This is a genomic window from Corallococcus macrosporus (genome assembly GCF_017302985.1).
Lineage (GTDB): Bacteria > Myxococcota > Myxococcia > Myxococcales > Myxococcaceae > Corallococcus > Corallococcus macrosporus_A.
Map to the genome: position 1 here is coordinate 2,205,680 of NZ_JAFIMU010000007.1, position 13,034 is coordinate 2,218,713.

General features: G+C 71.2%; 10 protein-coding genes. 3 read left to right on the forward strand and 7 right to left on the reverse strand.

All coding sequences use genetic code 11. From position 1 onward, the window contains the following. Positions 1-50: 50 nt before the first annotated feature. Positions 51-575 (reverse strand): GNAT family N-acetyltransferase, encoded by a 525-nt coding sequence (locus JYK02_RS21425; protein WP_207053618.1) that lies wholly within the window; start codon positions 573-575, stop codon positions 51-53. A 251-nt stretch (positions 576-826) separates the two neighbouring features. Continuing rightward, positions 827-2,803, reverse strand: a complete 1,977-nt coding sequence (locus JYK02_RS21430; RefSeq protein WP_207053619.1) for a DUF4091 domain-containing protein — start codon at positions 2,801-2,803, stop codon at positions 827-829. A gap of 195 nt (positions 2,804-2,998) precedes the next feature. Between JYK02_RS21430 and JYK02_RS21435 the strand changes: the two genes are divergently transcribed. Continuing rightward, positions 2,999-3,535, forward strand: a complete 537-nt coding sequence (locus tag JYK02_RS21435) for a hypothetical protein (protein WP_207053620.1) — start codon at positions 2,999-3,001, stop codon at positions 3,533-3,535. Here the strand turns inward: JYK02_RS21435 and JYK02_RS21440 are convergent. After that, positions 3,516-4,760 carry a phospholipase D-like domain-containing protein gene (locus tag JYK02_RS21440; protein ID WP_207053621.1) on the reverse strand — a complete coding sequence of 415 codons (1,245 nt, stop codon included), beginning with the start codon at positions 4,758-4,760 and terminating at the stop codon, positions 3,516-3,518. The two genes, JYK02_RS21435 and JYK02_RS21440, sit on opposite strands and share 20 nt — an antisense overlap. Before the next feature lie 194 nt (positions 4,761-4,954). Here JYK02_RS21440 and JYK02_RS21445 point away from each other — a divergent pair, with 194 nt between their 5' ends. Together JYK02_RS21445 and JYK02_RS21450 are read left to right on the forward strand one after the other, a co-directional pair. Continuing rightward, positions 4,955-5,728, forward strand: coding sequence for a hypothetical protein (locus JYK02_RS21445; protein ID WP_207053622.1), 774 nt, complete (start codon positions 4,955-4,957; stop codon positions 5,726-5,728). A 166-nt stretch (positions 5,729-5,894) separates the two neighbouring features. Continuing rightward, on the forward strand, positions 5,895-6,068 hold the full coding sequence (locus JYK02_RS21450; RefSeq protein WP_014392946.1) for a hypothetical protein: 174 nt from the start codon (positions 5,895-5,897) through the stop codon (positions 6,066-6,068). Positions 6,069-6,158: 90 nt separating this feature from the next. Here JYK02_RS21450 and JYK02_RS21455 read toward each other — a convergent pair whose 3' ends face one another. From JYK02_RS21455 to JYK02_RS21470, 4 genes are all read right to left on the reverse strand, one after another. Next, a complete protein-coding gene (locus JYK02_RS21455) occupies positions 6,159-7,385 on the reverse strand; it encodes an ABC transporter permease (RefSeq protein WP_431603488.1) in 1,227 nt (408 codons plus the stop codon). Positions 7,386-7,406: 21 nt separating this feature from the next. After that, positions 7,407-8,633: an ABC transporter permease gene (locus tag JYK02_RS21460; RefSeq protein WP_207053623.1), complete on the reverse strand. Its 1,227-nt coding sequence runs from the start codon at positions 8,631-8,633 to the stop codon at positions 7,407-7,409. A 151-nt stretch (positions 8,634-8,784) separates the two neighbouring features. Further along, a complete protein-coding gene (locus JYK02_RS21465) occupies positions 8,785-10,827 on the reverse strand; it encodes a lysyl oxidase family protein (RefSeq protein WP_207053625.1) in 2,043 nt (680 codons plus the stop codon). Between the two features lie 103 nt (positions 10,828-10,930). Then, positions 10,931-12,931, reverse strand: coding sequence for a lysyl oxidase family protein (locus JYK02_RS21470; protein WP_207053627.1), 2,001 nt, complete (start codon positions 12,929-12,931; stop codon positions 10,931-10,933). Between the last annotated feature and the right edge of the window lie 103 nt (positions 12,932-13,034).

Here is a 13,034-nt window from a genome sequence, read left to right on the forward strand (position 1 = left end):
TCAGACGGGATGCGCAATCCACGGATGAACGCGTTCCCGCCTGACATGCGTCACTTCATGGGCAGCAGGTACGCTTCCAGGTACACGTCCGGAAGACGGTCGATGTCGCCCTCCGGCTTGCGCTGGTAGCCGCGACGCTCGTACAGGCGCGCGACGCCCTTGGCGCCCCGGCGCACGTGGAGGGAGATGGCGTCCACGCCCCAGCGCTTCGCGAGGGCCTCCGTCTCCGCGAGCAGCGGCTGTGCCAGGCCCTGCCCCTGGAAGCGGACCGAGGTGGCCAGGGCGCGCAGGTCCGCCGTGTTGGGCAGCCAGGCCTCGGTGCCGGGTGCACCGGGCGGGTACAGGGCCACCGTGCCGGCGATCTCGCCGTCGAGTTCCGCCACGAGGATGGTGCACACCTTGCGCCGGGAGGCGACGTCGCGCAGGAACGCCTTGCGCTCCTCGGAGTAGACGACCTCCGGCATCAGCTTCGCGTACTGCGTGGTGTAGGCCTCCACCAGCAGTTCCCCAACCACCTTGTCGTCCTCGGGTCGCGCCTCGCGGAGGATGACCCGATTCGCCACGTCCGTGCTCATGCGCCGCCCTCTAGCATGAGGCCCCGGAGCATGCCTCCGGCATGCACAGCGCCTACACGCCCACCGAGCCCCCGGACATGCGCGTTGTACACCCCGGGTCCGACACGGCCTCTCAACGGGTCCGGCTGGGGCGTCCAAACCTGTCCGACTGTCGGACAGGTTTCCATGGTGCGGCGCTGCCAGGGTGGCTCCGTGCGGAGGCCTGGCCTGTGGGTTTGGTGCGTTGCGGCAAGCTTCCCACTTTGGTCTGGCTACCTCCGCGCCTGCTTCCGGCGCGCGGGGACGGTCACTCGGGCTCGCTGACGGCGCATGCTTCCGAGCGCCCAGGCCACGAACAGCAGGCCTCCCGCGATTGCCGCCGTGCCTCCTCCCCCCGTGCTGCAGCCTCCCGCCTGGGCGTCGGCGACCGTGTCCGGCGTCACGTCGGCGGGGGTTCCGGGCGTTCCCCGCGACGGTCCTCCCGCGGCCTCATCCGGCGCGGGTGCGGTGGTGCCTCCGTCCATTGGCGGCTTCGTTCCCGCGTCCGGCGGCGTGCCCGCGTCGGGCGCCCCGGTGGCGGTCAGTTCCTCGTAACGCTGGATGAGCTTCAGCCTTGCCGCGTCGAACGCGGCTCCGTCGTCCGTCACCCGCGACGCGGCCGGAATCAGGTCCCGGGCCACCTTCCGCGCGAAGGCCGGGTCTCCCGCGTCGCTCACCGCCTTGAGCCACTCGTAGTCCTGCATGCCCTGGCGGATGAGCTTGAGCCGCAGCGAGGCCACCGGCACGTCCGTCTTCCCTCCAATGGCCTCCGGCGTGCCCGGGTAGAAGAGCGTCCCATCCCCATTGCCGTTGAAGCGGTACTGGTCCCTCCACGCCGTGGAGAGCATGCCCACCGACTGGTAGTACAGCTCGCCCGTCGCGCCCTGCAGGAACGTCACCCACTCCATCGCTCGCGCCTTCGCCGCCGACCGGTCCAGCATGTACGACGGCCAGCCCGCGCCCGGCTTGTTCTCCGGCGCGTTGGTCCCATACGCACAGCCGTGGCTCATGCAGCTCTGATACATCCACAACTCGGTTCCCGGACGCTCCAGGAAGCCCGTGTACGTTCCTCGCTGATCCCCCCGGAAGTTCGCTTCCGTGCCGTCCAGGTGGTTCACCAGCGGCACCGCCACGTCCACCTGCTCCTCCAGGCGGTTGGCCTTCAGCTCGCGCGAGTTCGTCGTCAGCATCGTGCGCAGCCCGGGGGCCGCCTGGCGCATCAGCTCCCCCGTCGCGTGCACCTGCTCGAAGCTGGTGCCGTAGGGCGGCTCGTCCCCGAGCTGCACGTAGGCCCGGTCCAGCCAGCCCCGCTCCTGCATGTGCGCCGTGAAGTCCTTCAGGTTCGCGGCGTCGAGCGGGCCCACGTACTCCAGGCTCGTCATCCTCGCGCCCCGCAGCCTCGAAGGCGCGGTCCCGTCCAGGTACGGCCCCCACGTCGCGTCGAAGTCGCTCCACGCGGGCGGCCAGGGCTTGCGCGGGAAGAGGCTGGAGAGCGTGAAGCGGTGCTCCAGCGCCATCCGCTGGTAGCGCGCGAGCAGCGGCTGAAGTTCCTCCGGCGTGCAGTCCTCGCGCCCCGTGTGCGCCCGGCAGACGTGCGGCGGCCAGAGCAGGAACGCCGAGGGCAGCGAGGACGTGCTCGGCAGGGCCGCGTCCACCACCGTCAGACGCGCCGTCACCTGCCGCTGGAAGCCTCCGTCTGCTTCCACCGTCACCGTGCCCACGTAGTCGCCGGGCGGCGCGTCGTGGGGCACGTGCACGTCCACCCAGAGGGCCCGGGCCTCTCTCGCGGGCACGTCGAAGGGGAAGGCGCTGCGCGTCTCACCGGCGACCTCGTCCGTGTCCGGCACCAGCCCGTCCGGCCACGCTCCCACCGGCTCTCCCGCCACCGACGCCTGCTTCGTGGTGACGAGCGCCTCGCGGTACAGCGTCACATCCGGCCCGCTCACCGCCGTGGAGCCGGGGCCCTCCAGCGCGGGCAGCTTCGCGCGGACGCCCGTCAGTCCCGTGTCACCGCCTTGCAGCGCGACCTGGAAGGAGACGAACTCGTTGCGTGCGGCGGTGAGCCGCACCTCGGTGGCGCTGCGGGCGGCGGTCCCCGGCCGCACCTTCACCATCATCCCCTCGCCCCATACGGCGGGCCCGGCCGCGAATACCGGCAGGGCCACGGTCAGCGACAACAGGGCGGCACGGAACGGTCGAATCGAAGGCATGAAGAGACGAACGCGCTCCGGCCCCGCGTGGCTTCCCGCAGCGGCCGTCCCTTGTCAGCCGGACAGGCGGACGGACGGGCCCTCCTGGGCCGGTGTGGTGGGCGTGGACGCTGTCTCCCAAGGCGATGGGCTCCGGACAGATGCCGGGGGCTGGCTTGCTCCCACGCCGGACGCGGTGAGACGCTTTCCGGCCTCATGGCCTGGTTCGAAGACCTCACCCCGTGTTCCGACCCCGGCGAGGGCGGCAAGCCCGTGCTCGCGGTGGGATGGATCGACCACCTGCACCCGTATCCACGCGGGCATGTGTCGCGGCGCTTCGTGATGCGGCTGGTGGAGCTGCTGGATGACCCGTGGCAGCCCCGGCGTTCACTGGGGTGGCACGCCTGCGGCCTGTGCCGGTTCACCGAAGGCCCCCGCACCTTCGAGCTGGAGGATGGCCCTCGCGTGAAGCTGGGCACCAGCAACCTCTTCATCCCCGCGTATGACCGGCTCTACATCGCTCCGTCGATGATGATCCACGCCGTGGACGCGCACGGCTACGCGCCGCCAGAGGAGTTCGTGAAGGCGGTGCTGGTGTGCCCGCCCATGCGCTCGCCGGCGTACCTGGCAGCGCTGCGCGACGTGGCCCCGCCGTGGCTGCTGGAGGCGGGCCCCCTGCCCCGGATGTCCGCGAGCGCCCGGCTGCGGGCCCGGTCGCGCCGCACGCCCCGGCTCATAGGAAGTCGCCGATGAACCACGGGAGCTTCTCCTTCAGCTTCTGAAGCAGGCCCCGCCGCTTCCAGCCGTGCCAGTGGACCTCCGCGGAGTGCGTGAGGTCCTGCTCGAAGGAGGCGGCCAGCTCCTCCGCCAGCACCGGGTCCTCCACCATCACCGAGCCCTCGTCGGTGTGGTTGAGCGCCAGCGGATCCATGTTGGTGGAGCCCACGACGCTCAGCGTGTCGTCCGCGACCAGCGTCTTGGCGTGCATCATGGAGATCTCGTACTCGTAGATGCGCACGCCGGCCTCCAGCAGCCGCGCGTAGGACGCCCGCTGCGCGGCGAGGACGGGGCCCACGTCGTGGTAGCGGCCGGGCACCAGCACCCGCACGTCCACGCCCTCACGGGCCTTGACGATGAGCATGTCGCTGATGGCTTCCGACGGCAGGAAGTACGAGTTGGCGATCCACAGCCGGTGCTTCGCGGACGCGATGGACAGCAGCCACATCCTCGAGGCTTCCGAGAGGAACCGGTGGCCGGTGCTGGCGACGAAGCAGGCCCGCGCGTTGCCCGCGGGGGCGAGCTCCGGGAAGGCCTCCAGCGGCAGGAAGTCCCCGCCGGACTCCTGCCAGTTGCGCGCGAAGGCGAGCTGCATGCCTCGCACGACGGGGCCCCGCACGCGGATGTTGGTGTCGCGCCAGGTCTCCGGCGCGTCGCCGTTGCCCAGCCAGCTGCGCCAGATACCGAAGCCGCCGGTCAGCGCGACCTCGCCGTCGCGAATGACCATCTTGCGGTGCATGCGCGCCCGGAACCTCACCGCGTCCAGGGACGTCACCGCGCCCTGATAGGGCCGGTAGATGCGCACGTCGCAGCCCGCGTCCGCGAGCACGGGGGCCACGACCTCGAAGTTCACGCTGCCGAGCGGATCCACGATGACCCGGCACTGCACGCCGGGGGCGCGCTCGCGCAGCGCGATGAGCAGCCGGTCCGACGGGATGCCCGGACGCCAGATGTAGCTGGCGATGTGGATGCTGGAGCGGGCGGCGCGGATCTCCTCCTCGATGACGTCGAAGACCCGGCCGTTCTGGACCAGCTCCACGCCGTTGCCGGGCTCCATCGGGATGCCCAGCGTCTGCTCGAAGGCGAGCTCGCGCCCGGCCGGGTCCTCCGGCAGCGCGCGCAGGCGCAGGTCCTGTCGGTGGTTCGGGTAGGGACACCCCGCGGCGAGCAGGGCGAGCAGGATGGGCCAGACCAGCCGCACGGCCCGGAAACTAGGGCACGCCCCGCCCTTCCGCATCCACCGTGTGCTTCCGCGTGGAGGAACGGGGTGGATGGAGCCGGGCACCGTCCACCCGCCGACGCTTGAGACATCTGAAACACGAGGCCGGTGGTGCCGGGCGCGTCGCATGCGCACTGCTGGGGGCGGACACGGACGCCCGGGAGGACGGACACGGCATGGGTCGATGGGGGATGGCACCGGCGCTCGGAGCGCTCCTGCTGGTGGGCCTGTGGAGAGCCCCCGTCGCGGTCGCCTCCGTGGAGACGCAGGAGGCCGAGCCCGCCGCGCCCCGGGATGATCCGCAGCCCGCGGCGGAACCTCCGCCGCCTCCGCTGGAGCCCACCGTCCGGGATGCGCCGTTGCTGGACGCGGATCCTCCGCCTCCCGCCGTGCCTCCGCGGGCACTGCGGCCATTCATTCCCCATGGCGAGCCCGACACGGAGGCGCCGTTGTCCGGTGCCACCTGGGCCGCGCATGGCGGGCTCACGCTGCTGCCCCTGGGCACCGTCTGGGCCGCGACCCGCGTGGGCGGTGACACGCGGCTGGGTGCCACCGCCGCGGAGGCCGCCGCGGGCACCGTGCTCGCTTCGCTTCCGGGGCGCTTCCTCTTCGTCCACCCCTCGTATCCGCAGGGCCGGTGGCTGGAGCTGGAGGTGGGCGCGTTCGGCGCCGCCATGGTCGTCACGCCTCCGGTCGCCGCGCTCGGCTCGTGGGGCATGGGCGAGGTCGCGTTCGGCGACAGCCAGGATCGCGGCCACGCGTACCTGGGCGCGCTCGGCGGCGCGACGGTGGGAATGCTGCTGGGCATCGCCGTGCATGAAGGCCTGCGCCACCTGGCGGGCTCCAGCGAACGGCTGGACTTCCTGCGCCGCTACCTCGCGCTGTCGCTCATCGGCTCTGGCGCCACCCTGGGCTATCAGTGGAGCCGCACCCCCACTCCCAGACGTTGACGCGCCGTTTCGCCGCACCGGCGTTTCAATTTTCTTCCCGCGTGCGGCACCTCGCCGCCCCGCCCTCCGCGCCAGCGCGCGAGCCGGCGACAACAGCGCTGGCGTTGTCAGTCCCGGTCCCTAGAGTGCTCCGTGCAGCGCCAACACCACGCAAGGAGACGACACCATGCAGGCTCGCAAGAACGTCCGTCGCATCGCCTTCGTCCTCGCCGCCGCCGCCACCGTGATGGGCCTGGGCATCGCCGCCACGCCGTCCTCCGCCGATGCGCAGGACTGCACGCCCACGTGTTTCAAGAACCCCATCACCGGGCAGATCACCTGTACGTACCCCTGCCCGTAGTCCCGGGCCGGCCACGACCGTGATGAAAAAAGGCCCCACCCGCTTCATGCCGGGTCGGGGCCTTCTTCATGCCCTGGATGCGCGTGCGCGCTACTCCGAGCGCATCGCCTCCACGGGGTCCAGCTTCGCCGCGCGCGCCGCCGGGTAGATGCCGAAGAGCAGGCCCACGCCGCAGCTCATCACCAGCGACACGATGACGGACCACAGGGGCACTTCCGTGGGCAGGTTGATCATCCAGCGCGCCAGGTGCGCCAGGCCCACGCCCAGGGCCACACCCACCGCGCCGCCCACCAGCGACAGCACCACCGCCTCCAGCGCGAACTGCGCGAGGATGCGGTAGCGCTTGGCCCCCAGCGCCTTGCGGATGCCAATCTCGCGCGTCCGCTCCGTCACGGCGACCAGCATGATGTTCAGGATGCCGATGCCGCCCACCAGCAGCGACAGGATGCACACGCCGAAGCTGGCCGCGGACACCGCCGAGGAGAGGTTGTTGAACATCTCCGTGGCGGAGGCGTTGTTGTAGAGGAAGAAGTCATCCGGTTCGTCCGGCTTGAGCCCGTGGCGGCGGCGCATGAGCAGCGTCACTTCATCCTGGGCGCGCTGGAGCACCTCCGGGGACACGGCCTGGATGCTGATGCGGAAGTCGCGCACGCCGAACATGGACGCGAACGTGGACAGGGGAATCATGGCCTGGTTGTCCTGGCTGCCGCCGCCCAGGAACCCGCCCCGGCGCTTGAGCGTGCCCACCACCTGGAAGGTGCGGCCCAGGATGCGGAACTCGCGGCCCAGCGGGTCCATGCCGGGCCACAGCGTGTCCGCCAGGTCCGCGCCAATCACCGCCACGCGCCGGTTGTCCACGAACTCCGCGTCCGTGAAGGGGCGCCCGGTGGCGAGGCTCACCGCGTTGGTGTGGAAGTACTCCGCCGTGCCGGCCCAGACGTGCACGTTGGGGCGCGACTCGCGCTCGGAGGTGGAGGCCTTCTGGCCGCCCTTGGAGTCCTCCCCGGCGGCCTGCAGGATGGAGGGCTGCGTGCGGATGGCGTCCAGGTCCGCGTAGGTGAAGCGCGGCCGGCGCGCGAGCTCCGCGACGGACAGCTCGCCCTGGCCGAAGGGCAGCCGCTGCACCTGGAAGCAGTCGCTGCCCAGCTCCGACATCTGGTCATTCACCTGGTTCTTGAGTCCCTCGATGAGGGCCATCATGGACACCACGGTGGTGACGCCGATGACGATGCCCAAGAGCGTCAGGAAGGAGCGCAGGGGGTTGGAGCGGAACGTGCCGAACGCCAGCCGCACCGTGTCCCAGAAAGCCATCCACATGGTCAGGGTTCTCCCGCTCGCCTAGTCGTGGCGGAGCGCTTCCACGGGGTCGAGGTTCGCGGCGCGCGCCGCGGGCCAGATGCCGAACAGGAGGCCCACCACCGCGGAGAAGCCCACGCCCAGCACCACCGTCATGGGCTGCACCGCCGCCGCCAGGGGCGTGAGGTAGTTCACCAGCCACGCGATGGTCATGCCCACCGCGGTGCCCAGCGCGCCGCCCACCGCGGACACGCTGGCCGCCTCCATGAGGAACTGGAGGATGATGGTGTGCTTGCGCGCGCCCAGCGCCCGGCGGACGCCGATCTCGCGGGTCCGCTCGCGCACGGACACCAGCATGATGTTCATGATGCCGATGCCGCCCACCAGGAGCGTGATGAGGCCCACGCCCGTGGCCGCGCCGTAGAGCGCGCCGGTGAGCTGCTTGTACATGTTGGCCAATTGGTCCGGCCGGTTGATGGCGAAGTCGTCCGGCGCGCCGGGCTTGGTGTTGCGCTCGCGGCGCAGCGTCTCCGTGAGCCGGTCCTGCACGCGGGGGACGTTCTCCTGCTGGTCCACCGCGAGCACCAGGGTCACGTCGCGCTGGGTGCCGAAGTGTCCCTGGAACGCGGTGTACGGGAGCATCACCACCAGGTCCACGTTCTGCCCCAGCACGGTGCCGCGCTCCACGATGACGCCCGCGACGCGGTAGGGGCGGCGGTCCACGAGGATGCGGTGGCCCACGGGGTTGATGCCCGGGAAGAGCACCTTGCCCACCTCCGCGCCAATCACGACGACGGCGGAGCGGTTGTCCACGTCCGCCTGCGTGAGGAAGCGGCCCTGGCCCATCTCCACCGAGGACGTCATGGCGTAGTCAGGGCTGGTGCCCATGGTCTGCACGGAGGCGAGCTTCCGGTTCTGGAAGGCCACCTCCGCGTTGACGAACATCATGGGGGCCACCGCGACGACGTGCTCGGAGGCGTTGCGCAGCGGATCCACCAGGTCCAGCGAGAGCGTCTTGCGGTTGCGGTACGCCCACCAGTCCCCGTTCATCACCCAGGGGAACTTGGACACCTGGAGCGTGTTGGAGCCAATCTTGTTGAGCTGGTCGGCGAAGGAGCTGTTGAGCCCCTGGATGATGCCGACGATGGCCAGCAGGGTGCACACGCCCACGCCGATGCCCACCGTGGTGAGCACCGTCCGCAGCCGGTTGGAGCGCAGCGAGGTCAGCGCGATGCGCGCCCCCTCCCACACGTCGACCCGGAAGTTCACGAAACCACCCCTTCACGCTGGAAGCCGCGCGGCCTGGCGCACCGGGAGGGACCCCGGCGGACGGGCCGCGTCAGGCACTCTACGCCCAGGAGGGCCGCCCATTGCACGCGGCCTTCACCGGACGCCCGTCCGCGGCGGGGTTTCCCGGGCTTCAGGGCAGCACGGTCACCGTGTCACCGGTCAGGCGCACCTTGACGGTGACTTCATTGGGGAGCGTGTCGGCCTCGTCCACGATGTGGTTCTCATCCACGCCCACGCGCACGGTGTACTCGCCGTCCGGGGTGTCGGTGACGTCCAGCCACTGGCAGGGGAGGTCCGCGGTGTAGACGTCCGACCAGCCGGGCGAGATGCCCGTGCCCGGGTCGTACCAACTGTAGGGAAGGCCGTCCGCGCAGTACTGGGTGAAGTCCACCATGTAGAAGCCCTGCTTGCGCCCCACGGACATCGAATTGCCGGAAGCGTCCTTCAGGTCGTAGCCGGCGAAGTTCGTCAGGTGGTGGTGCTCATGGCACTCGTCGTAGACGAAGAGGTCCGGGCGCTCCTCCGGGGAGGGCACCACCAGCGGGCCCGTGCCCAGGTTCATGATGGAGGTGGTGAAGCGAAGCAGGCGCCGCTCGCCGCCCGCGGGCACGCAGCCCTCGCGCACCTCGCACGAGTCCGCCGTGAAGGAGCGCCGGTCGATGTAGAGCGTGCGTGCGAGGACGTCCCGGTCCACCGTCAGGTCCGGCTTGCCGTTGACCGGATCCACCTGGAGGTTGCAGGCCTTCGTCGGGGGCAGCGCGGGCGCGGGCTCCTGGGAGTCCGGCACCGCGCCGCCGCCGTACACCATCACCCGGCCCGGGGTGGCGTCTCCCGAGGGTGCGCCCGCGGGCGTGCCGCTCAGTGAAGGGGACACGCCCACCACCAGGTCGTCGTACCCGTCCCCGTCCAGGTCGCCCGCGGAGGCCAGCCCCAGGTAGTCGGTGCCCATCGACGTCTGGGGCAGGAGGCGGTTGGCGCGCGGCCACGCCCACACCGGCTCCAGCGGACCGGACACGTTCGCGGTGGGGCGGAAGAGATACGCGCGGCCGATGGCGCCGATGACGAAGTCATGGCCCGTGCCGCCCTCCACCATGGCGCCCACGGGGACGGCGGTCTTGCTGAAGGTGATGAAGGACTGTCCGAAGAGCGGGAAGGCCGCGTCGTCCATGGGCTGCCAGGTGACCTGCGGCGCGTAGCCCGGGCTCGCGGCGTCGGACAGGTGCAGGCGCTGGCTGCCGTTCAGGAGCAGCAGCGCCTCCGCGCGGCCGTCTCCGTTCAGGTCGGGCAGCGCGGCGAAGGACTCGGCCTGGCCCGTCCACACCGACTGCGCCGTGAGCGGCCCTTCACAGACGCGAGCGCTGCCCGCCTTGCAGCCCAGGAAGAGCTCCACCGTGAAGTCGTCGTGGGTCACGGCCAGGTCCTGGACGCCGTCCCCGTCCGCGTCGCCCGCGGGGTTGGGGACGCCGGTCAGCGTGCGCACGGCGGTGAAGGCCCCCGCCCCCGCGCCCGGCGTCGCCCGATATACGGTGAGGTTTCCGTCGAGCGTGGAGACGGCGAGCTCGTCCCTGCCGTCCGCGTCCAAGTCCAGCAGCCGCGCGCCACTGAAGCGGACGGTGGTGGAGTCCGGCGCGCGGAACAGCGGCTGGGCCAGCACCTGGGACAGGTCCGGTCCGCCCTTGAAGACGCTGACGCCGTAGGAGGTGGCGACGAGCACGTCCGCGTACGCGTCCCCGTCGATGTCGCCCGTGCTCACCGTCATCCGGTAGCTGGAGGCGCGGGGGCTGGGGTGCACCCACGTCATCGTCGTGGTGACGGGCGTCTTCGAGAAGTCGCGCGCCTCGCCCGCGTACACCATCACGCGGCCGGGGTCCGTCTGGAGGCCCGAGCAGGGCGCGGACGTCACCAGCAGGTCCTTGCGCCCGTCGCCGTTGACGTCGCCCAGCGCCACGGTGCGGCCGAAGCACTCGCGGGGGTTCGCGCCGTCTCCGGTCACCTGCCAGCGCGGCGTCTCGGAGAGGGTGGGGCTGACGGAGGTGCCGCCGTCGTCTTGAGGGCCTGCGTCGGAGCCCGCGTCCGGCACTCCGGCATCCGGCCGGGGCTTTGGATCCTCCTTGCAGCCCGTCAGGGCCAGCACTCCCACCACCACGAAAGACCGCGCGAACCGCATCCGCATGAATTGCTCCCCCAGGGAATGAACCGGCTGGCCTTCCACCAGCCCTGTCCCGAGAGGAGCCCCTGCGCGGAGAAACGATGCGCGCGGCTTTTCTCGCGCCGCCTCAGGGCAGCACGGTCACCGTGTCCCCCTGCAAGCGCACCTTGACGGTGGCCTCGTTGGGGAGCGCGTCGAGCTCGTCGATGATGTGGTTCTCATCCACGCCCACGCGAACGGTGTAGTCGCCGTCCGGCGTGTCCGTGACGTCCAGCCACTGGCAGGCGGTGTCCGCCGTGTAGACGTCCGACCAGCCCGGGGAGATGCCCGTGCCCGGGTCGTACCAGGCGAACGCGGTGCCGTCCGCGCAGTACTGGGTGAAGTCCACCATGTAGAAGCCCTGCTTGCGCCCCACCGACGTGGTGTGGCCCGCCGCGTCCTTCAGGTCGTAGGTGGCGAAGTTCACCAGGTGGTCGTGCTGGTGGCACTCGTCGTAGACGAAGAGGTCCGGGCGCTCCTGCGGGGAGGGCACCACGGCGGGCGCGGTGCCCATGTTCATGATGGAGGTGGTGAAGCGAAGCAGGCGCCGCTCACCGCCCGCGGGCACGCAGCCCTCGCGCACCTCGCAGGAGTCCGCCGTGAAGGAGCGCCGCTCGATGAAGAGTGTGCGGGCGATGACGTCCCGGTCCACCGTGAGGTCCGGCTTGCCGTTGACCGGATCCACCTGGAGGTTGCACGTCTTCGTGGGCATCAGCGCGGGCGCGGGCTCCTGCGAGTCCGGTACCGCGCCGCCGCCGTACACCACCACGCGGCCCGGGGCGCGCGTGCCGTCGTTCTCCTGGGAGAGGCCCACCACCAGGTCGTCGTACCCGTCCCCGTCCAGGTCGCCGGGGCTCACGAGACTGGGGAGCGTGAAGCCCAGCATCGTCTGGGGCACGAGGCGGTTGGCGCGCGGCCACGACCACACCGGCTCCAGCGGACCGGACACGTTCTGCGTGGGGCGGAAGAGGTACACGCGGCCCAGCGAGGCGAGCACGAAGTCGCGGCCCATACCGCCCTCCGCCATGGCGCCCACCGTGGCGCTCTGGGCGGCCACGCTGGGGAAGGCCGGGTCGTCCATCAGCTGCCACGTGGGCGTGGCGGAGTAGCCCTGGACGGAGGCGTCGGACAGGTGCAGGCGCACGCTGCCCCGGAGCCCCACGAGCACGTCCGGCCGTCCGTCCCCGTTCAGGTCCGGAATCCCGCGCATGCTCTCCGCCGTGCCCTTCCACACCGGCTGCGAGGTGAGCGGTCCATCACAGACGCGCGAGCTGCCCGCCTTGCAGCCCAGGAAGAGGCCGTAGCGGGTGTCCTCGTCGGCCAGGGTGATGAGCAGGTCCTGGGCGCCGTCCCCGTCCGTGTCTCCCGCGGGCTGCGCGTAGCCGGACAGCACGCGCACGTTGGTGAAGGGGCCCTCCGCCGCGCCGGGCGTCGCGCGATAGAGGGTGGTGCTGCCAGTGAAGGTCGTGACGAGCAGGTCGTCCAGCCCGTCGCCATCCACGTCCAGCAGCTGCGCGGCGGCGAAGCGCAGGGTCGTGAAGTCCGGCACGCGGAACAGTGGCTGCGCGAACACCTGGGACAGGTCCGGCCCGCCCTTGTACACGCTGACGCCGTAGTAGCTCTTCACCAGCACGTCCGCGTACGCGTCCCCGTCCACGTCGCCCGTGCCCACCACCATCTGGTAGCCCGACGTGCGCGGGCTGGGATGCACCCACGACACGGTGGAGGTGACGGGCGTCTTGGAGAAGTAGGACGCCTCCCCCGCGTACACCATCACCCGGCCCGGGTTCGTGGGGCGGCTGGTGCACGGCGGCGAAATCACCAGCAGGTCCCGGCGGCCATCGCCGTTGACGTCACCCAGCGCCACGCCCCGGCCGAAGCACTCCTGCGGATCCAGGCCATCCCCTTCCACCTGCCAGCGGGGTGTCTCGGAGAGGGTGGGCCCGGCGGTGCCGGCGTCATCCGGAGAGCCCGCATCGGAGCCCGCGTCCGGCACTCCGGCGTCGGGCTGGGGCTTCGGGTCGTCCTTGCAGCCCGCCGCCAGGGACACCAGCATCACGGCGCAGGTCAGCGCACCACGGATCCGCATGTTCACTCCTCGGGAGGACGCGCTCGCGTGCCTGGCGCGCCCGACGTCCGGCATGAAGGGACGCGCAGGATAGGGCCGTGCCCCCGCATCCCCGAAGGACCCT